This is a genomic window from Variovorax sp. WS11, from assembly GCF_010499245.1.
In the GTDB taxonomy this organism is placed as follows: Bacteria; Pseudomonadota; Gammaproteobacteria; order Burkholderiales; family Burkholderiaceae_C; genus Variovorax.
Map to the genome: position 1 here is coordinate 1,139,257 of NZ_JAAGOW010000005.1, position 20,320 is coordinate 1,159,576.

Consider the following 20,320-nt stretch of genomic DNA (forward strand, 5'->3'; position numbering starts at 1 on the left):
TATGAACCGCCTCGAATGCGATGTGCTCGTCGCAGGTGCCGGCGCGGGCGGCCTGTCGGCGGCCATTGCCTCGGCCAAGGAAGGGCTCGACGTGCTGGTGGTGGAGAAGGCGCCCGTGTTCGGCGGCACCACCGCCTTCAGCGGAGGCGTGCTGTGGATTCCGGGCAACCCACTGTGCCCGGCTGCGCAGCATGACACGCGCGCCGCCGCGCGTCGCTACCTCGTGCATGAGACGGGGGCGCACTTCGATGCCGTGCACGTAGATGCCTTCCTCGAACACGGGCCGCGCATGGTCGAGTGGTTCGAGCGCGAAACCTGCGTGCAGTTCGTTCCGACGCTCTATCCGGACTACCACTGCGAGGCGCCAGGCGGCGCGGCAGTCGGCCGCTCCATCCTCGCCAAGCCGTTCGACATCCGCGCGCTGGGGGCCGATATGGACCGATTGCGCCCCCCGCTCGCTACCATCACGTTCATGGGAATGATGTTCAATTCCTCGAACGCGGACTTGAAGCATTTCTTTAACGTCACGCGCTCCCTCACCTCCTTTGCCTATGTGACGAAGCGCCTTGTCGGGCACCTGAAGGACCTGCTCGTCTACCGACGCGCGGTGCAGGTCACCAGCGGCAATGCGCTGGCAGCACGCCTCGCGAAGGCGGCGTTCGACGCGCGCGTGCCGATCTGGACCTCATCTCCAGTCAAGCAACTGCTGACGAATCAAGGCGTCGTCAGCGGCGCCGTGGTCGAGCGTGATGGCACGCCAATGGAGATTCATGCGCGGCATGGTGTTGTGCTGGCCTGCGGCGGATTCCCGCATGACGCGGAACGCACGGCAATGGCCTACCCGCACTTGCGGCGCGGCGGCGAGCACGTGTCGCCCGTGCCGGCCGCGAATACCGGCGACGGCATTCGCCTCGCGGAGTCGGCTGGCGCGAAGTTCGAGGCCCGGCTTGCCGCACCCGCGGCCTGGATGCCGGTGTCGAAGGTACCCAACGGCAATGGCGGCTACGGCGTATTCCCCCACCTGCTGGACCGGTACAAGCCCGGCGTTATCGGGGTCAACCGCAGCGGCCGACGATTCTGCAACGAATCGCGGTCGTACCACGATGTCGGATCTGCCATGATCGAGGATGCACAGGATCGCTCCGAAGCCGCGATGTGGCTCGTGTGCGACCAGCGTGCGCTCTCGCGCTATGGCCTGGGGTATGCCAAGCCGGCGCCCGTTCCGGTAGGCCCGTACGTGCGCAGTGGCTATCTGCAGCGAGGGAACACGATCGCGGAACTCGCGCGGAACGCTGGCATCGACGCGGAGGGCCTCGAACGGACCGTGCGCGAGTACAACGCCGCTGCGATGCGTGGCGAGGATCCGCAATTCGATCGAGGCCGCACCGCATTCAACCGCTACCTCGCCGATCCGGAGCAGCACCCCAACCCGTGTGTGGCTCCGCTCGTAAAGGGTCCCTTTTATGCGCTGCGCCTTTACATGGGTGACCTCGGTACGTTCGATGGCTTGCGCACGACCGTGGAGGGCCAGGTGCTCGACGCCGCCGGCCGTGCCGTCCAGGGCCTGTACGCCGTCGGCAACGACCGGGCCAGCGTGATGGGCGGCAACTATCCGGGCGCCGGCATCACACTTGGCCCGAACATGACGTTCGGCTGGCTAACGGGACGCCACATCGCGCAGGCCGCGCGCGCTCGCAAGGAAGACCGCCATGTCGCTTGAGTGCCCGCGGCTCAGCGGCAACCCGCATGCCGGGATCGTCACCACGGAGGCGGTGTTCGGCGCCTACGGCGCGATCGACTGCGGCGGCTAGGTCGGCAACTTCATGTTGGCTGCGCGCAGTCTCGGCGTGGCGACGATTGCCCAGGCCGCGCTCTCGTCGTGGCCGGACACCGTTCGTGAGCAACTCAGCCTGCACCACTGACAGGCTGGTGGTGTGCGGCATCCGTTGCGGCTTCGAGGATCCTTCGCATCCGCCGAACAAGTCCCGCACCACCACGCGCGCCCGTCCAGAGGTGGAGAGCGTCGTCGAGTGGCTGGAGTGAACGGGGGGCAGGGCGGCGTGATCGCCCTTCGGTGGCACGGGGCATTCCTCCATGCGGCGGTGCTGGTAATGGTCTTGGGCAGCCTTTGGTTCGATGCGCATGCCTCGTTGGCGGGCTGGGGGCTCGCGTCGGAGAAGATCGACGACTCTGGTGGAGGCGCGCACCCTCGTCTGAGCCCTTGCGGTCCGACCGAGTGTCCCGCTCAACCTGCCTTGATCCACACCGCCTTCGTCTGCAGAAACTCTTCCATGTGTTCGGTTCCGGACTCGCGCCCGTAGCCGCTCAGCTTGTATCCGCCGAAGGGAACCGCGGCATCCATTGCCTGGTAGCAGTTGACCCAGACCGAGCCGGCCTTCAAGCCGCGCGATACCTTGTGCACCTTGTCGACATCTTTCGTCCACACGCCGCTGCCCAGGCCGTACGGGGTGTCGTTTCCCATTCGGATGACTTCATCGACGGTATCGAACGGCATGGCGGAGATCACCGGCCCGAAGATTTCCTCGGACGCGATCTTCATGTCCGGCCGGACATCGGAGAACACCGTCGGCGCGACGAAGTAGCCCTCGGCCAGCGCGGCATCTGATATGCCCCCACCGCCGGTCATCAGGCGGGCGCCCTGGGACTTTCCGGCTTCCAGGTAGCCGCGGACACGATCGAGCTGCGCGCGCGTCACCAAAGGACCCAACTGTGTCTGCGGATCGAGCGGATCGCCGACCTTCAGGCCGCGCGCGAACGCGACTAGGCGCTCCAGGAATTCGTCGTGGATCTTTCGCTCGATGAACAGGCGCGTGCCAGCGCTGCAGATCTGGCCGGAGTTCGCGAACACGGCCATCGCCGAACCGGGCACGGCGGCATCCAGGTCTGCGTCGGCGAACACGATGTTGGGTGACTTGCCACCGAGCTCGATGGACACGCGCTTCAGGTTGCCCGCCGAAGCCCGCACGATGTGCTGGCCCACCTCGGTGGATCCGGTGAAGGCGACCTTGTCCACCCCCGGGTGCGCGGCCAGCGCGGCGCCGGCCGCGGGCGCACCAGGAACCACGTTGACGACACCGCGCGGGATGCCCGCCTCGAGGCACAGCTCGCCGAGGCGGAGCGGTGAGAGCGGGGCCTGCTCCGCCGGCTTGAGGACGACCGTGCACCCCGCCGCGAGGGCGGGCGCGATCTTCCAGATGGCCAAGCCCAGCGGACCGTTCCAAGAGTTGATCGCAGCCACCACGCCCACCGGCTCCTTGAGCGTGTAGGAAAAGATTTCGCCGGCCTCGGAGTTCTCGATCGTGTGGCCATGCGTGGAGGTTGCAAGGCCGGCGTAGTAGCGCAGCAAGGCGACTGCCCTGCGTCGCTTGGCCCGGGTCGCTCGGATCGGACCGCCCATGTCAAGCGTGTCGATGAGCGACAGCTCGTCGTAGTGCGCGTCCACCAGGTCAGCCAGCTTCAGCAGCACCGCCTGCCGGTCCAACGGCTTGAACTTGCTCCACGGGCCTTCGAACGCGCGCCGCGCGGCAGCCACGGCAAGGTCGACATCCGCCTCGGCCGCTTCCGCCACCTCGGCGAGCACCTGGCCGTTCGAAGGATTGATGGTGGTGAACGTCCGCCCCGATTGGGCGGCAACGTGCTTGCCGTCGATGAGCAGGAGCTTGGGCCCGCCACGAAGGAACGCGGGGAGCTGGAAGGATTCGATGGGTGCATTCATGTGTGGTTTCTCTCTGGTTGGATGAGCATCGGATGGCTTCTGGACCCGGCTTGCAGGCGGTAAGGCCCGCGCTCGCAGAGGCCCCGTACTCCCTATCAGGGAAACCCCGATGGGCGCGTCTGCAACTGTCTAAGTATGCTTACTTAGATCGAAAACAGCAAGGTTGAACCATCCAGTGACCCTACCTTTGAACCATCAAGAGTTCGTAGTCGATGTTCTCGTAATCGGCGCCGGGCCCGGGGGTTGCGCGGCCGCCTTCCGGGCCGCGGACCTGGGAAAGCGGGTGGCTCTGGTCGACCGGCGAGCGGAGTTGGGAGGCGTCTGCCTGAACGAAGGGTGCATCCCCTCCAAGACGCTCCTGCATACGGCGAAGACGCTGCGGTCGGCGGCCGCGGTGCCGGGCTTGCACGTCGATCCCCGGCAATTGAATTTGGCAGCGCTGCGCGCGCACAAGGCCGAAGTAGTTGCGCAGCTCACGGGCGGACTGGGGCAACTCGCGAAGGCCCGCGGCGTGGCGGTGATGGAGGGCAGCGCGAGGTTCGAATCGAATCTCTCCGCGATCGTGGACACCGCGCAAGGTGCACGGCGCATCCGCTTCGCCGATGTGGTGATCGCCACCGGTTCCGCGCCGGCGCGCCTGCCCAGCGCCTCCTTCGAGGATCCGCGGGTCATGGATTCCACATCGGCATTGGAACTGACCGTCATCCCGGAGCGCCTTCTCATCGTCGGCGCCGGCGTGATCGGCCTCGAGATGGCGACAATCTATTCGGCGTTCGGCTCCGAAGTGACGCTCGTGGAAGCGGGGGCGCAGTTCCTTCCGGAGGTCGACACGGATGTCGCGCGCGCACTTCGCGCGGCGCTGTCCCCGACGCTGAAGGATGTCCGCCTCGATACCAAGGTGGCCTCCATGCGTGCTACCGAGGCGGCGATGGAAGTGCACTTCGACGGCGCGGACGGGCCCGCGATCGAAGCATATGACCGCGTGCTCGTGGCCATCGGACGACGCCCGGATTGTCGCTCGCTCCAACTCGAAAAAGCCGGGTTGAGCCTCGACGCCTCGGGCTACCTGCACGTGGACGAGCATATGCGGACAACGGCCGCCAACTTGTATGCCATCGGCGACATCGTCGAGGGGCCGATGCTGGCGCACAAGGCTTCACACCAGGGCGTGGTGGCTGCGGAGGCCATCGCGGGCCAGGCGTCGACCTTCGAGCCGGCGTCGATCCCTAGCGTTTGCTATTGCGAGCCGGAGGTGGCGTGGACTGGAATCACGGAACGCAAAGCGAAGGCCGGCGGAAGAGCCGTGGATCCCGTCGTCTTCCCTTGGCGCGCGAGCGGCAAGGCATTAGCGATGGGCACGCCCGAAGGAATGACGAAGCTGCTGTTTGAGCAGGACACGCGCCGGCTGGTCGGGGCCGCGATCGTTGGCAGTGGCGCAGGGGAACTCATCGCCGAGGCCGTGCTCGCGATCGAAATGGGCGCGCTCGACGTCGACCTATGTTCGGCCATTCACCCGCATCCAACTCTGTCGGAAACGTTGGGGCAGGCCGCTTCCATGGCAACCCGGACGATCACCGACCTGGTCCTGGGGCGGACAGCCGCCAGGGGCCTGGCGCGGCTGGCTTGACAACTCCAGATTCGAATCTTCAAGACAACGCATCGACACCATGACCACAGAAGCAACCAACATCGCAACGCATCTGATGTCCAGCCTGTCTTCAGCACAGATGAAGAAGCTGCACGCCAACCTCACTCGCGCGATGGCGTACGACCGCCTGTTCCTGCGGCTGCTGCAGGCCGGCAAGCTCGTCGGCTTCTACCACGAAGGGGGTATCGCTCTGGCCCCCGGCGTGGCCGCGGGTTCATTCCTGACGCAGCAGGACGTGCTCTGGCCGCACTACCGAGGCCATGGTGTCGGCCACCTGCTGTCCAAGGAGATCGACGTGCAGCCCTACGTCGCCGAGCACATGGGCCGCGAAGCCGGTTGTTGCAAGGGCCGGTCCACGTACCACTGGTCGTTTCCGCAGCAGCACGTCTTTGGCTTCACGGGCAACCTCGGCGCCGGCTTCGGCCTTTCCGTAGGCTGGGGTTACGCGGCGCTCCACAAGAAATCCGGCCAGATCGTGATGTGCTGCTCGGGTGACGGCGCATTCACGAACGGTCGCTCGCATGAGGGCCTCCTGCTGGCGGCGCAGCACCGGCTGCCCGTCGTGTTCTGGTGCGAGAACAACGGCATGGTGCAGCACTCGAGCTCCGACGACCTGCATCCGATGGCGAACATCGCCGACCTGGCCACGACCTTTGGCATCCCTTCGCGGATCGTCGATGGGCAGGACCTGTTTGCCTGCGGCGAGGCCGCGCTCGCGGCCCTGGCCCATGTGCGCGCGGGCAATGGCCCGATCCTGGTCGAGTGCAAGGTGCTGCGGGCCGGCTCACACAGCGTCGGGTCCGTGAACAACGAAGGCGTCCGTGCCCGGAGCCCCCAATTGATGAAGGAGTGGCGCGACACCCGGGATCCCCTCGTGCTCGCAAGGGCGCAGCTCCTTGCCGATGGCGTGATGACGGAGTCCGAGATCGAGGATGTCCATGCGGCAGCGGAAGACGAAGTCATGCGCGCGGAGGCATTCGCGGATTCAAGCCCCAGGGCCACGCCAAGCGTCGAGGAAATGCAAAGTGCCGTCTATGCGGACTGAGAAAGAAATCATGAGCAATGCAACGAGAGAACTGACTTTCAGCGAAGCGATCCGGGAGGCCTATGTCGAGGAAATGACTCGAGACCCGAACGTGGTGATGGCGGGCACCAGCATCCAGGCGCCGACCTTTCCGCATAGCAAGGGCCTGTGCGAACTGTTCGGCGCCGCGCGCGTGATGGATACCCCCATCGTCGAATCCACGCTTGCGCTCTGGGCGATGGGCGCCGCGCAAGAGGGGCTGCGGCCGATCGCGGACTTCATGTTCGGCGGGTTCTCGTACTACGCGGCCTCCGAGATCTGCCTGGCTTCGGGGCAGTACTACTTACTCCATGGCAGCCAGCTGCCGCTGCCCATGGTCTTCATCGCGACGTGCGGCACGGGGCGCAGGTTGGGCGAAGACCATTCCGTGCTGCCGACTGGCATGCTTATTCACCATCCGGGCGTCAAGGTCTGCATGCCCTCGACCCCCTACGACGCCAAGGGCTTGATGAAGGCGGCCATCCGCGACAACAACCCCGTGTATTTTCTGTGGAACACGGGGTTGATGATGAACAAGGGACCAGTGCCCGACGAGGACTACGTCGTGCCGCTCGGCGCCGCCGACGTGAAGCGCGAGGGGGTCGATGTGACGGTGCTGGCCGCGGGCATGCAGACGCACCACGCGCTTCAGGCGGCCGAACACCTTGCGGGCGAGATCAGCGTCGAGGTCGTGGACCCGCGCAGCTTCGCGCCCTTTGACCTGAAGACGGTGCTCGGCTCGGTGCAGAAGACCTCGCGGCTGCTCGTCGTCGACGAAGACTTCGAACGTGCCGGGTTCGCGGCCGACGTGGCCGCGCAGGTAACGGAGCATGCCTACGACTTCCTGGACGCGCCCGTCCGGCGGTTGTGCCTGCCGCAGATGCCGATCCCGGGGGGCTACGCCGAAGGCAATATCGTCATCACGCCCGAACGGATCGAAGCCGCCGTCCGTGCGATGTGCCGCTAGGAGCCGCCAATGATCCGAGACGTAATGTTGCCCCAGCTCACGATGGGCATGTCGCAAGGGACGGTGGTCGAATGGCTGGTCGCGGCCGGCGGTGCCGTGAAGGCAGGCGAGCCACTGGTCAGTATCGAGACGGAGAAGGTGGTCCTCGAGCTGGAAGCGCCGTTCAGCGGCGTGCTCGGTATGGTCACCGAGGTGGGCGCGACCGTGCCGACCGAAACAGTGATCGCGCAGATCGCGGATAGCGCCGAGGAACTAGCGCACACGCAACCTTCCCGAGCGCAGGCTACCGGTGGCAAGCCACCGGCCGAGGCCGCCCATGCCGCGCCGGAGCCGGAGCCCGCCAGTGGCCAAACGGCCCTTCTGCGCGTGCGCGCGTCGGGGCTGGCGCGGAAGATCGCCGCCGAACATGGCGTCGACCTGAGCCTCGTAACTGGGGCCGGCCCCGGTGGCCGCATCGAGAAGGCGGATGTCGAAGCGGCCATCTCGAAGCGACTGAACGGGCACGGCGCGCCCCGCGCCGAACCGCCCGCAGAACCTCAAGAGCGCGAGCTGATTGCTGCGACCGTGACACCCAGCAAGCCTCCCCAGCACGAGGACATTCGCACCGTCAAGGCGCGCGTCCCACTCACCGCCATGCGCCGCACGATCGCGAGCCGCATGAGCGCCTCGAAGGCCACCGCGCCTCACGCGCACCTCATCTTCGAGATCAATGCGGGCGAACTCAAACGCGTCCATGCGAGGCTCAGGAACTCCGACCCCCCGAACGCCACGCGGATTGCGCTGACCGCGTTCTACATCCGTGTGCTCGCGCTCGCCTGCACCGACGTGCCGGCGGCGAACGCGTCGTACGAGGACGGCGAGATCGTCCTTTGGGACGATGTCAACGTGGGCCTGGCCGTGGCGGTGCCGGGCGCGAGCGAGCACGAGTCCGGCCTGGTCGTCCCGGTGGTCCGCGGCGCCCAGCGAAAAGGACTCAAGGAGATCGACACGGAGGTGCGCGACCTGGTGCAGCGCGCACGCGAAGGGTCTCTGAAGGCCGGCGATCTGGCCGGTGCGACGGTCACGCTATCGAGCCTTGACCGCTATCGCTCGCCCTACGGGCTGGTCGGGACACCGTTGCTGACTCTGCCGCAGGCGGTGGCGTTCAGCCCCGGCTGCTTTGTGGAGAAGCCCGTGCTCGACGTCGAGGGACGCGTTGTCGCGGGCACTGTGCTGCCGTGCTGCGTCACGTTTGACCATCGTGTCCTCGACGGTGGTCCCGCCTCCGAATTGACGAACAAGATCGGCCGCCTGCTGTCTCACCCGGAGCTGCTGATGCTCTAGGAACGGGGTGCGAGGATCGAGCAGAATGACGCATCCCGATCCGATGCCAGCTTCGATGTCCCCCACCGTTGACCTTCCCAGCGCCGAGAACGCCTCTCCGCGCGACCGCCTGATCCAGGCCGCGATGCGCTTCTTCGCCGAGCGCGGCACGTCGGTTCCTATGACCGAAATCGCGATGGCAGCGCAGAACCGGAACAAGTCGGCCATCAACTACCACTTCGACGGCAAGGAAGGCCTGATCGAGGCGGTGCATGGGGAGATCCTCGGCTTCATCAAGGCCTCTTACGAACGGCTCCTCGATGAACTGGAGGCGGGCGAAAGCCACGGCACGGTCTACGAAGTGGGCCTGGCGATCACGGCCCCGTTCTTCGCACTGTACGTGTCGGGCCCCGACGGGCCCACGGCCGTCAAGGCCCTCGCGCGCCTGGCCTTCGACAGCCCGACCCGGGGCCGCGGCTTCTACCAGACCGTTCTGTCCGCGGAGTTCAAGCGTTTCTCGGCCCTGCTGGTCGCGCTGCGTCCCGACAAGGAAGAGGGGCAGCTCCGGTTCCACCTCAGCCACTGTTTCATGGCCACCGTCACGGGGCTAGCCATCCTGGACCGGTGGGAAGAGGTGAGCGTTCCGCCCGATCCCGACCTCCTCTTTGAGCTCATGCTCTCTTATGCCGACTATGTGTCGGGCGGCCTGGGCAGCACGGAGAAGGGCAGGCCGGGATTCGACACGAAGCGCTGGCGCGACGAGATGGCCGGCGGCCGCGCGAGCTGATCGCACCCTGAGTTTTTTCCCGATGCGCGCCGTAAATACGGCGCGGTTCTTCGGCGCCGTGCATCGCGCCTTCATCCCGAATCAGCAGTGTCCGACCCATCAAGGTTAGTACCAATACGCAGCCGGCTGTGTTTAAGTAAGCTTACTTGATTCGGTCCTTTCCTCCGCCTTCTCCAGGTCCTCCGATCACTAGAAGCCTGCCGCCATGGAATTCTTCTGCGTCACGCTGCTCAACGGCCTCAGCTACGGGCTGCTGCTGTTCATGTTGTCGTCGGGCCTGACGCTCATCTTCAGCATGATGGGCATCCTCAATTTCGCCCACGCCAGCTTCTACATGCTGGGCGCCTACTTCGGCTATTCGATCGGCAACTGGGTGGGCTTTGTGCCCGCGCTCGTCGCTGCGCCCATCGTCGTCGGCCTGATCGGCGCGGCCGTGGAGCGCTATGGGCTGCGCTTCGTCCATCGCCATGGACACGTTGCCGAGTTGATGTTTACGTTCGGCCTGGCCTACGCAGTCGTCGAGATCGTCCAGATCGTCTGGGGCCGCACCGCCGTTCCGTACCGGATTCCCGATTTCCTCCAGGGCCCCGCCTTCACGATCTTCACGACCCCCATCCCCGCGTACCGCGCATTCATGATGGGCGTCTCGCTGTTCATGCTGGCCGCGACGTATGCCGCGCTGAGATATTCGCGCCTTGGCCTGGTGGTGCAAGCCGCCCTCACGCACCCGGAGTCCGTGGAGGCGCTCGGCCATGACGTACCGCGCGTGTTCACGCTCGTCTTCGGCGGCGGCTCGGCGCTTGCCGGCCTCGCGGGCGTCATTGGCGGCAATGCCTTCGTGACGGAGCCCGCCATGGCCGGGGCCGTGGGCAGCATCATCTTCGTGATCGTCATCGTGGGCGGGCTCGGCTCGCTGGTTGGAGCCCTGGCCGCGTCACTGCTGATCGGCATCACCCAGACCTTCGCGGTCTCGGCCGATGTCTCGATCGCTTCCCTGTTCGCTGTTACCCCGTCGTCTGCCGACACGGCGTCCCTCTCGCACACCTTGCTGAACACGACCGTCGCGCGTATCGCGCCCATCCTGCCCTACGCGTTGCTCGTCCTGATGATGTTCTTCAGGCCCCGGGGACTCATGGGCACACGGGAAGCCTGAGCATGGAACTCACGCATTCGATCAAGCGGCGCGACAAGCCTTCCACGGCGCGCGTGAGGTGGGCTGGGTGGGCGGTGTTGGCGGCCAGCCTGCTGGCGCTGCCGCATGCGGGTAGCGGCAGCGCATGGCTTTCGTTCCTTTGCCTCACGGGCACGCTCGCGGTCTTCTGCCTTTCCTACAACCTGCTGCTGGGCGAGGGCGGCATGCTGTCGTTCGGCCACGCCGTGTATTCGGGGCTGGGCGCTTTCTGTTCGGTGTATGCCATGAACATTGCGGCCGCGGGCGCCATGGTGCTGCCGGTGCCGCTGGTCCCGCTGGTCGGCGGCGTGGCCGGCGCCGTCTTCGGAATCGTGCTCGGCTACGTGGCCACCAAGCGTTCGGGCACGGGCCTCGCGATGATGACGCTGGGCATCGGCGAACTGGTCTACACGCTCGTGCAGATGCTGCCGCAAGTCTTCGGCGGGGAAGGCGGCATCACAACCAACCGGACCTATGGGCCCGCGATGCTGGGGCTCACCTTCGGCCCGCAGATCCAGGTCTACTACCTGATCGCCGCGTGGCTGGTTTTGTGCACATGGCTGACGCGACTGTTCGTGCAGACCCCGCTCGGCCGGATTCTCAATGCGGCGCGCGACAACCCTGAGCGCGCCGAGTTCATCGGCTACGACCCGCGGCGCGTACGCTACTTGGTATTCATCGTCTCCGCGTTCTTCGCCGGCGTGAGCGGCGGGCTGGCCGCCATCAACCTGGAAATCGTCACCGGCGAGAGCGTGAGCACCTGGCGCTCGGGAGACGCGCTGCTCTTCACCTACATGGGCGGGACCGGCAGCTTCGTCGGGCCGATCGTCGGTGCCGTCTTCGGCAATGCGCTGGTGCTCCAGCTGTCCGAGGTCACGCGGGCCTGGCAGCTTTACCTGGGTGCGTTCTTCATCGCTTTCGTGATGTACGCGCCCGAAGGCCTGACCGGACTGGCCAGGGACTGCTGGTACATGGTGCGCCCAGCCCCGACGAGGAAGCGAACGCTGCGCTGGATGGGGGCGACGCTGGCCGCCATCGCGATGTTCGTCGCCGGCGCCGGCGCGATCGTCGAAATACTCTACGCGCAGGTCTTCCGATCGCAGGAAGGCGCGATGGCGAAGTGGCTCGCCCTGGCCTCGGGCGCGGAGAGGGCCATGGCATGGCTCGTCGCGGTGCTGTTGCTGTGTGGCTCGGCCGTGTTGCTCCGGTGGATGAGGCCGAGACTCGCCAAGCTCTCGGAGCAGGCACTTGCCACTTCGGGCCCTCGTGGCAAGGAGGGGGAGGCATGACGACATCGGCGATCGAGCTGCGCGACGTCTGGAAGCGCTTCGGCAAGACCGAGATCGTGCGTGGCGCATCGCTTGCCGTCGCGCCCGGCGAACGCATGGCCGTCATCGGACCGAACGGCGCTGGCAAGACGACGCTCTTCAACCTCATGTCCGGCCGCCAGCCGTTCACGAGCGGCGACATCCTGCTGCACGGCCGCAGCATCCGCGGCCTGCGGGCGTTCGAGGTCAGCCGCCGCGGTCTGTCACGCAGCTTCCAGATCAGCAACCTGTTCCATCGCCTGAGCGTTTTCGAGAACCTCCGCTGCGCGGCGCTCTGGGCGTTGGGTTACCGCTATTCCTTCTGGCGCCAGGTCAGGGGCATGTCCGACGCGAACGAGCGGGCCGAGCGCCTGATGGAGATGACGGGTCTCACCGCGCGCCGCGATACGCCTGCGGGACTGCTGCCGTATGCGGAGCAGCGGGCACTCGAGATCGGCATCGCAGTGAGCGGTGATGCCGACGTCATTCTTCTGGACGAACCCACGGCCGGGATGAGCCGCTCGGAGTCGGATGCCGCGGTGTCGCTGATCCGCCGGCTCACGGCCGGCAAGACGCTTTTGATGGTCGAGCACGACATGGGCGTCGTGTTCGGCCTGGCAGACCACGTGGCCGTCGTGGTCCATGGGCAAGTGATTGCCTGCGACGCGCCCGATCGCGTGCGGGCAAATCCGTTGGTGCAGGAAGCGTATCTCGGGGCAGCGGCGGAAGAGGTGGCTTCGTGAGCGCGATGCTGTCGGTGCAAGGCCTGCACGCGTACTACGGCAAGAGCCACGTGCTGCACGGCGTCGACTTCGCCGTGAACGAGGGCGAGATCGTGAGCCTGCTCGGGCGCAACGGCTCGGGTCGATCCACGACGCTGAAGGCGGTCATGGCGCTGGTCCAGGCAGCGGGCTCGGTGCGGTTCCGGGACGAGGAACTCCTGGGGCGCCGAACCTTCGAGGTTGCCAGGCTGGGTGTCGGCTATGTGCCCGAAAGCCGCGACATCTACCCGACCCTCACTGTCGAACAGAACCTGCGGCTCGGCGCCAAGCCCGGCCAGGGATCGAACTGGTCGTTCGATGACATGTATGCGCTATTTCCCCGGCTGCACGAGCGCAAGTCGACGCAGGCCGGCGTGCTGTCCGGCGGAGAACAGCAGATGCTGACGCTGTGCCGTACCCTGATGGGCAACCCGGCACTCGTGATGATCGACGAGCCCACCGAAGGACTGGCGCCCAAGATCGTCGAACAGATCGCGCGTTTCCTGGAGTCGCTGCAGGCGCGCGGAGTCACCGTGCTGCTCGTGGAACAGAAGCTGACCATCGCCCTGGAGGTGTCCCTTCGGCTCTATGTGATGGGGCACGGCCAGGTCGTGTTCGAGGGCAACGCGTCGCAGTTGCGTGGCGCGCCCGATATCCGCAAAGAGTGGCTGGAGGTCTAGAGACATGCCTGACAACCCGACTTTCATTCCCCATGGCCCGATCTTCCAGACTGCGTACGTGGTGGACGACCTGGACGAAGCCCTGCGCCACTGGACCACGGTGCTCAGGATTGGTCCGTTCTTCCGGATCGACCACGTGCCGCTGGAGCACTACAGCTTCGAAGGCAAGCCGAGTACACCGGACCTCACGATCGCGCTCGCCTATTCCGGCGAGGTCCAAGTCGAACTCGTCGCCCAGCACAACGACGCGCCATCGCTCTACCTGAGCCACCTCCGCGCGAACGGGCCAGGCTTCCACCACGTTTGCATCCGCGCCGCGGGCTACGAGGCGGGGCGCGCGAGCCTGGAGAGCGCGGGCCTTACCTGCTGCTCGGAAGGGCGAGTGCGCAACGCAGGCCGCTTTGGCTATTTCAGGCCGAGCGATCCGCGCGGCCTGATTGTGGAGATCGGCGAAGGCCGGCCTTCGACGCAGGCTTTCTTCAAGGGCATCAAGGACGCATCGCGTGACTGGAACGGGCTCGATCCGGTGCGCCTTGCGCAGTTTCCGTCGGACGAGGTCCTTGCCGTTTCTCCCGCGTTGTTTGCGCGTTCCTGATTCTTCAAGCATAGCTCTCCTGGAGACGTCCGATGGCCAGCCCGCTCACATCCATGCTTCGCGCAGCCGTCGTCACTTGGGCAGCCCTTGCAGCTTCTTCCAGCTTCGCGGAGACCGTCCGCATCGCCGTCATCGACATGCTGTCCGGCCCCTTCGGTGCCATCGGCGAGAACGGCGTGCGCAGCCTGCGCGCCGGTGCCGACTATCACAAGGCGACGCACCCTGGCTCACCCCACACGCTGGAGATCGTGTCCTTCGACAACAAGGGCAGCTCGCAGGATTCGCTGCAGCTCCTGAAGACCGCCATTGACCAAGGCATCCGGTACGTCTACCAGAGCACCTCGGGCTCCGGCGTGGCCGCGGCGCTGATCGACGCGATCAACAAGCACAACGAGCGCAACCCGGGCCGTGAAGTGATCCTTTTCACCGGGGCGGCCGATCCTACGCTCACCAACCAGAAGTGCAGCTACTGGCTCTACACCGTCGACGCCAACGTGACGATGAAGAGCGAGGCCATCAGTGCAGCCGTCGCGGCCGATGGCAACGCCAGGAGGCTGTACCTGATCAACCAGAACTATTCGTCGGGGCAACAATTCGCGCGCGACGTGAGGGATCAGCTGCGCCGGAGGAAGCCCGCGGCCGAGATCGCCGGCGACGAACTGGTGCCCATCGGCCAGGTGAAGGACTTTTCTCCGTATGCAGCCAAGATCAAGGCGAGCGGCGCGGACACGGTGGTGACCTTCAACTTCGGGCCCGACCTTTACCTTCTCGTGAAGGCGGCCCATGAAGCGGGTTTGAACGTCACGTTCTACACGGCGTTCGCGCAGACGCAGGGCGTGCCGACCGCGCTCGGCAAGGATGCAGCCGGCCGGGTGAAGCTGCTCGCGTACTACCACAGCAACATCAAGGGCTTCCCTGGCGAAGAGGTCGTCAAGTCCATGAAGTCCAGATACAACGAAGACTTCATCCAGATGGGGACGTACTCGGTCATCGCGCTGCTGCACGAGGCCTTCGGCAAGGCCAGATCCACGCAGGCCGCCACCGTGGCTCGCTTTCTCGAAGGCATGAAGGTGCAATCGCTCAACGGGGAGGTCGAATTGCGAAAGGCCGACCACCAGATCCAGCAGACGCTCTTCCTTGCCAATTGGGCCAAGGTGGATGGCAAGGAGGTTCGCTACGACGCAGAGGGCACCGGCTACGGCTGGAGGACCGAGCGGACGATCGAGCCCTACGTGGCCATGCAGCCGACGAGCTGCGCCATGAAGAGGCCCTGACGGGCCGGGGCAACCCCCCTTCTACAGACAGATTTTCCCAAGGAGATGAACATGACTACTCGCCGTCAATTCGTGTTGCATACGGTCGGCATGGCCGTCGCCTCAAGCGCCGCCGCGAGTGCGCGGGCCCAGGCGGCCTTCCCCTTGAAGCCAATCACGATCGTCATTCCCACGCCGCCCGGCGGCGCGGTCGACCTCATGGCTCGCACCGCGGGAAAACGCGTGAGCGATGCCCTGGGCCAGCCCGTCATTGTCGACAGCCGTCCGGGCGCGGTGACGATGGTCGCCACCGAGTTCGTCGCGCGCGCGCAGCCCGACGGCCACACGCTGCTGCTCACGTGGCCATCGCTGGTGATGAACCCGCTGCTCTACAGCGATGGCCGCGTGCGGTACGACGCCAAGGACCTGCAAGCCGTCACCCAGATCGCAGTCAGCAAGAACGTTGTCTTCGCCTGCAGGCCGGGCATCCGCAACCTGGCAGAGTTCATCGAGCTTGGCAAGAGGGCGGCCAAGCCGCTCACGTATTCAACGTCCGGGCATGGCAACCCGACCCACTTCTACGGCGAAATCTTCGCGCGGCGCGCCGGCATCCCGCTGACGATGGTTCCGTACAAGGGCGAGGCGCCGGCGATTCCCGACCTCGCCGCGGGACGCCTCGACGCGGGCTTCATGACGGTGTCGACGGCGGACCAACATCGCGCGTCGATCAAGGCGCTGGCGATGACGGGCAAGACCAGGTCGGCGCTCTTCCCCGACGTGCCGACGTTCGGCGAGCAGGGGGTGACCGGGCTGGACGATGAATCCTGGTACGGGCTGTTCGCGCCCAAGGGGACGCCGCCGGAAGTTTTGGAGCGACTCTCCAGCGAGTTCGCGCGCGCTGTGCAGGCGGAGAAGGACCGGTGGCAGACGATTGGCGTGGAGCCGGCGGGTGGCTCGCCGAAGCAGTTCGATGCGATCGTTCGCACCAGTACGCGTGAATGGGCCCAGATGATCAAGGAAACAGGTATCCGCCTCGATTGAACTCATGGAGCAGACTGCAATGCGAACCGAGAGGAGGCGCTTCGACTTCCAGATGCACTACAGCGAATGGGGGGCCCGATGCGCCGGTCGCGGTGCTGTCGCACGGATTCGCGCGCACGAGCCGCCACTTCGACCGTGGGCCGTGTCCCCAACGGCAACTTCAATACGCACGACGACCCGCTGGTTGCGAACGAGATGGTCCAGCGCAAGTTTCCTGACAACTACTGGGATGAATGGGACAGGCTCCCCATCCCGGCGGTGGTGCTGCGAGGCGCCGAATCCGACACGCTGTCGCCCGAGGTCGCGAAGGCGATGAGCGAGCAAGGGCGCTCTAAGCCGTGGCGTTTTGCGCCATTTACTTCGCGGCCGCTGTGTCGAAGGAGATCCTCGACCTCATGGCCGAGAAATTGGAGCAGGTCGTGTGCCTGCCGAACGTCGCACCAACACTCGTCAAGCTCGGGATCCCGCGCCATGCACGCCCGCAGAGCTGTCGGCAAGCATGCGAAGCGACTTCGGCATGCGGCATGCCTGGTCAGGATGAATGGCGTCAAGCTGGACCGACGCGTGCCACGCGTCGATGAAGAAAGGCAAGCACCGTGGGAGAAAAGATGAAGGTCTGGCAACTGGCCGAATGGGGCAGGGACAACCTCCGCATCGCCGAACGCGATGTTCCGCGCGCGGGCCCGAACGACGTGCTCGTGCGCGTCCGGGCTGCGTCACTCAACTTCCGCGACAAACCGGCGCTTGAGGGCGAACGCATTGGCGATCGCGCGCCACGGCCCTTCACGCCCTGCTCGGACATGGGCGGGGAGATCGTCGAACTCGGAGCCGACGTGAAGCGGCTGAAGATCGGCGAGCGTGTCTGCGCCAACTTCTACACCGATTGGCTGGATGGCATGGCGCCCGCCAACATGCACCTCACTGGTCGCGCGCTGGGCTGGTCGCTGCAGGGCACATTGGCCGAGTACGTGATGGTTCCCGAGTCCGCCATCGTGAAGGTGCCTGACACGCTGTCAATGGAAGAGGCCGCGACGCTCCCGGTTGCCGCGCTGACCGCATGGTTCGCCCTGGTCGACAACGGCCACCTGCAACCGGGGCAATCCGTGCTGCTCCAAGGGACGGGCGGCGTCTCACTGTTCGGCCTCCAGTTCGCGCGAATGTTCGGCGCGCGCGCCATCGTCACCTCGCGAATCGCCGCTAAGCTGGAGCGAGCAAGGGCTCTGGGCGCAACCGACGTGATCGACACGAGCAAACACCCGGACTGGGCGGCGCGGGTCATGCAGATGACCGAGGGGCGGGGCGTCGACCACATCTTCGAAACGCTCGGCGGCAGGAACTACCAGCAGTCCGTGGCGGCGGCGGCCATGGGCGCGCGCATCTCGACGATCGGCTTCCTCGAGGCGGGCGACCTCGCGCTGCCGCTGAGCCCCCTGATGCTCCGGCGCATCGTGATACAGGGCATCTCGGTGGGCCATCGCCGCGCCTTCGAGCGCATGATCTCGGCCATCGAAGAAGCGCGGATGAAGCCGGTGATCGACCGAGTCTACGACTGGAAGGACGTTCCCGCGGCCTTCGACCATCTGGATCGTGGCGCTTTCGGGAAGATCGTGGTTTCGATCAACCCCTGACGCCGCCACCGCGCGCCGGAGGAGCCCGCGTACCGCGACCGCATGGCGGCGCAATTCTACAAAGTGCACTACTAGACCTCAACGGAACTGGGCGTCCTGTCGTTCAAGCCTAATTGACGCACAATTTTTTCACGACGTGCGCGTTGTGCATTGCGGTTGAAGCCTGGGAACACGATACCTGTGCTTAGTGCGCGTGCCAAGAGCGGCCATGTGGCGGCGGCCAGCCCACCTCGAAGCAAGGCGTAAAGGGTGCCGTCTAGCTCGGGATGCCAATGCCGACCATTCCGATGAACCTGGCGACGCCAGGCACTTCGACCGCCCAAACGCCAAACCCTCACGAAGGAAGTGTTCGGTGATGCGTCCGACGAGTGCGTCGCTCTGCGAACGGGTGAGCGGACCGAGTAGGTGCTCCTTTGCGACATCTCTACTTAGCCAGAACGGGACACTACTACTCAGCCGCTACAGGCTTCCGGTGTGCAAGCCTTGTCAAATCGACCTCGCCAGGGTAGATCATGGCACTGAGGATGTGGCTGCCGGCACCAAGATGATACCGACTACCCAAGGACTACTCCGCTGCGGTGCGCACCCCTACTGCTGGATCCTCGCCGAACCGTCAACCTCTCAACACCAGATGATGCGTCCATCTCGGACTAAGAGGTGAGCGCCGCACGTTGTCGAGTCGACCGACGGAAAGATCGATGGCCCTTGCTCTTCGGAAACCACTCGCCATGACGGGTGGTGGCTCTCCATCAAGTTGAGAACGACCTGCTGCCCGCAACCGGTACGTGCACACATGGACAAGCGAGTCACTTCGGGCAAGGACACCCGGCGCAAGCACAGCGAAGAGCTCAAGCAGGCATTGGTCGAGCGCAGCCTGGAACCTGGCGCGTCGGTCGCCGCCATCGCGCAGGAGCATGGCATCAACGCGAACCTCCTGTTCAACTGGCGCCGGCTTCGCCTGCGCGCGCAGGCTCCAGCAGTTGAGGCCCGCAGCGTCGCCGACGCTCTTGCCGGTGACGGTACAGATGGAGCCCGCGGCCAAGACCAACAAGGCCATCGCGCCGCGCCCTTCAAGCGGCGTAATCGAGATCGACGTTGGTGCCACCCGCGTGCGACTGCAAGGTGCAGTCGATGAAGCCGGCGTACGCTGCGTGCTGCGCCTGCTGGGTGCCATCGCGTGATCGGCTTTCCCTCGAACACGCGCGTGTGGATCGTGGCCGGCCACACCGACATGAGGAACGGCTTCGATGGCTTGGCCGCCATGGTGCAGACGGCGCTTGCAGCGAATTCGTTCTGCGGTCACGTCTTCATCTTCCAGGGCAAGCGCGGGCCGCGCGGCCAGCGCGGCGCCCGCGGACCCGGCGCCGACCACGATGAAATCGTAGGGGTCGTTCATCAGCTACCTAAATCGTTCACCAGAACGATCTTGCCGAACTGATCGCCACGGTCGACGATTGCGTAGGCCTCGTTCGCACGCAACATCGGCAACGTCCGGTCGACGATGGGCTGGATCAAGCTGGATTCCACCAAGCCCACCATGGCCGCGAAGTCCCGCGGGGAACCCATCTTTGTGCCGAGGATGCTCAGTTGCTTGCGGTAGATGGGCCTGACGTCCAACTGCACGTCACCGCCGGCCGTGAAGCCGAGGAAGGCGATGCGTCCTCCTGGAGCCGCCAGTTCGACCAAATTCTGGAATCCGGGGCCAACCGCACTGTCGATGATGACGTCGAAACCTTGCGGCACCTGTTCGCGAAGGTGTGCCGGCCAGTTTGGATCGCGGTAGTTCGCCGTGCCGGACACGCCAAGCGCGCGCACGCGGGCAGCTTTTTCGTCCGAACCACTCGTGGCGTACACCTGCGCGCCGAGTGCCAACGCGAACTGCATCGCAAACAACGCAACGCCTCCGCCCACACCGGTGATCAGCACCCGCTCACCCGCTTTGAGGTCAGCCCGTGAACGGAGCGCCCGGAAAGCCGTCACGCCCGACAGCGGCAGGGCCGCGGCATGCGCCCAATCGAGATGCGCTGGCTTTGGGGCGAGCTGCATCGCGGGAACATTGATACGCTCGGCGAACGTGCCGTCACGGGGCGATCCGAGGGGATAGAAGTCCGGTGCCGCTCTGTCTTCCTTGTCCCCCCAGGAGAGTCCCGGGTTGATGATGACTTCACGCCCGATGAGCGATGCGTCCACGCCCTCGCCAACATCGGTCACGATCCCGGCACCATCGGCACCGGGCACTACCGGGTACTTCAGGACATGGTAGTCGCCCTTCTGGATCCACACATCGCGGTGGTTCAATGCGGCACATCGAAGCGAGACCGTCGCTTCTCCGGGAGATGGCGGGAGGTCGGGGCGGTCGACGCACACAAGGGGCTGACCCG

The 20,320-nt window shown here is 65.6% G+C and carries 18 protein-coding genes and 1 pseudogene; 17 read left to right on the forward strand and 2 right to left on the reverse strand.

What is annotated here, in order from left to right; translation table 11 throughout:
* Position 1 precedes the first annotated feature (1 nt).
* Together GXN78_RS39965 and GXN78_RS39970 are read left to right on the forward strand one after the other, a co-directional pair.
* Entirely contained in the window at positions 2-1,720 is a 1,719-nt protein-coding gene (locus GXN78_RS39965; protein ID WP_106558019.1) for an FAD-dependent oxidoreductase, read from the forward strand.
* Positions 1,721-1,896: 176 nt separating this feature from the next.
* Positions 1,897-2,043: a hypothetical protein gene (locus GXN78_RS39970; RefSeq protein ID WP_164256383.1), complete on the forward strand. Its 147-nt coding sequence runs from the start codon at positions 1,897-1,899 to the stop codon at positions 2,041-2,043.
* Between the two features lie 202 nt (positions 2,044-2,245).
* Here GXN78_RS39970 and GXN78_RS39975 read toward each other — a convergent pair whose 3' ends face one another.
* Complete coding sequence (locus tag GXN78_RS39975) at positions 2,246-3,736, reverse strand: aldehyde dehydrogenase family protein (protein WP_106558020.1); 1,491 nt, start codon at positions 3,734-3,736, stop codon at positions 2,246-2,248.
* A gap of 175 nt (positions 3,737-3,911) precedes the next feature.
* Here GXN78_RS39975 and lpdA point away from each other — a divergent pair, with 175 nt between their 5' ends.
* The 15 genes and pseudogenes from lpdA (at position 3,912) to GXN78_RS40050 (ending at position 19,377) form a co-directional block, all read left to right on the forward strand.
* Complete coding sequence (gene lpdA / locus GXN78_RS39980) at positions 3,912-5,363, forward strand: dihydrolipoyl dehydrogenase (protein WP_106558021.1); 1,452 nt, start codon at positions 3,912-3,914, stop codon at positions 5,361-5,363.
* A 40-nt stretch (positions 5,364-5,403) separates the two neighbouring features.
* Positions 5,404-6,429, forward strand: coding sequence for a thiamine pyrophosphate-dependent dehydrogenase E1 component subunit alpha (locus GXN78_RS39985; RefSeq protein ID WP_106558022.1), 1,026 nt, complete (start codon positions 5,404-5,406; stop codon positions 6,427-6,429).
* A gap of 10 nt (positions 6,430-6,439) precedes the next feature.
* Positions 6,440-7,414, forward strand: a complete 975-nt coding sequence (locus tag GXN78_RS39990; RefSeq protein WP_106558023.1) for a transketolase C-terminal domain-containing protein — start codon at positions 6,440-6,442, stop codon at positions 7,412-7,414.
* A 9-nt stretch (positions 7,415-7,423) separates the two neighbouring features.
* A complete protein-coding gene (locus GXN78_RS39995) occupies positions 7,424-8,737 on the forward strand; it encodes a dihydrolipoamide acetyltransferase family protein (RefSeq protein WP_106558024.1) in 1,314 nt (437 codons plus the stop codon).
* 25 nt (positions 8,738-8,762) lie between these two features.
* The gene (locus GXN78_RS40000; RefSeq protein ID WP_106558025.1) at positions 8,763-9,503 is read left to right on the forward strand and encodes a TetR/AcrR family transcriptional regulator; all 741 of its coding nucleotides are present in this window, start codon (positions 8,763-8,765) and stop codon (positions 9,501-9,503) included.
* A gap of 205 nt (positions 9,504-9,708) precedes the next feature.
* Positions 9,709-10,656, forward strand: a complete 948-nt coding sequence (locus GXN78_RS40005; RefSeq protein ID WP_106558026.1) for a branched-chain amino acid ABC transporter permease — start codon at positions 9,709-9,711, stop codon at positions 10,654-10,656.
* A 2-nt stretch (positions 10,657-10,658) separates the two neighbouring features.
* Positions 10,659-11,963, forward strand: coding sequence for a branched-chain amino acid ABC transporter permease (locus GXN78_RS40010; protein ID WP_106558027.1), 1,305 nt, complete (start codon positions 10,659-10,661; stop codon positions 11,961-11,963).
* Positions 11,960-12,724 (forward strand): ABC transporter ATP-binding protein, encoded by a 765-nt coding sequence (locus tag GXN78_RS40015; RefSeq protein ID WP_106558028.1) that lies wholly within the window; start codon positions 11,960-11,962, stop codon positions 12,722-12,724. Before GXN78_RS40010 ends, GXN78_RS40015 begins: the two co-directional genes overlap by 4 nt.
* 5 nt (positions 12,725-12,729) lie before the next feature.
* The gene (locus GXN78_RS40020; RefSeq protein WP_106558091.1) at positions 12,730-13,422 is read left to right on the forward strand and encodes an ABC transporter ATP-binding protein; all 693 of its coding nucleotides are present in this window, start codon (positions 12,730-12,732) and stop codon (positions 13,420-13,422) included.
* Between the two features lie 4 nt (positions 13,423-13,426).
* Entirely contained in the window at positions 13,427-14,017 is a 591-nt protein-coding gene (locus GXN78_RS40025) for a VOC family protein (protein WP_106558029.1), read from the forward strand.
* A gap of 32 nt (positions 14,018-14,049) precedes the next feature.
* Complete coding sequence (locus tag GXN78_RS40030; protein ID WP_106558030.1) at positions 14,050-15,291, forward strand: ABC transporter substrate-binding protein; 1,242 nt, start codon at positions 14,050-14,052, stop codon at positions 15,289-15,291.
* A gap of 51 nt (positions 15,292-15,342) precedes the next feature.
* Complete coding sequence (locus GXN78_RS40035) at positions 15,343-16,311, forward strand: tripartite tricarboxylate transporter substrate-binding protein (protein ID WP_164256385.1); 969 nt, start codon at positions 15,343-15,345, stop codon at positions 16,309-16,311.
* A gap of 608 nt (positions 16,312-16,919) precedes the next feature.
* On the forward strand, positions 16,920-17,939 hold the full coding sequence (locus tag GXN78_RS40040) for an NAD(P)-dependent alcohol dehydrogenase (RefSeq protein WP_239143097.1): 1,020 nt from the start codon (positions 16,920-16,922) through the stop codon (positions 17,937-17,939).
* Between the two features lie 793 nt (positions 17,940-18,732).
* Positions 18,733-18,894: pseudogene (locus GXN78_RS41820) on the forward strand (transposase); the annotation flags it as partial.
* 306 nt (positions 18,895-19,200) lie between these two features.
* Positions 19,201-19,377 (forward strand): hypothetical protein, encoded by a 177-nt coding sequence (locus GXN78_RS40050; RefSeq protein WP_239143162.1) that lies wholly within the window; start codon positions 19,201-19,203, stop codon positions 19,375-19,377.
* Here GXN78_RS40050 and GXN78_RS40055 read toward each other — a convergent pair.
* On the reverse strand, positions 19,335-20,237 hold the full coding sequence (locus GXN78_RS40055) for a zinc-binding dehydrogenase (RefSeq protein WP_219910082.1): 903 nt from the start codon (positions 20,235-20,237) through the stop codon (positions 19,335-19,337). The genes GXN78_RS40050 and GXN78_RS40055 overlap by 43 nt on opposite strands.
* Positions 20,238-20,320: the final 83 nt, after the last annotated feature.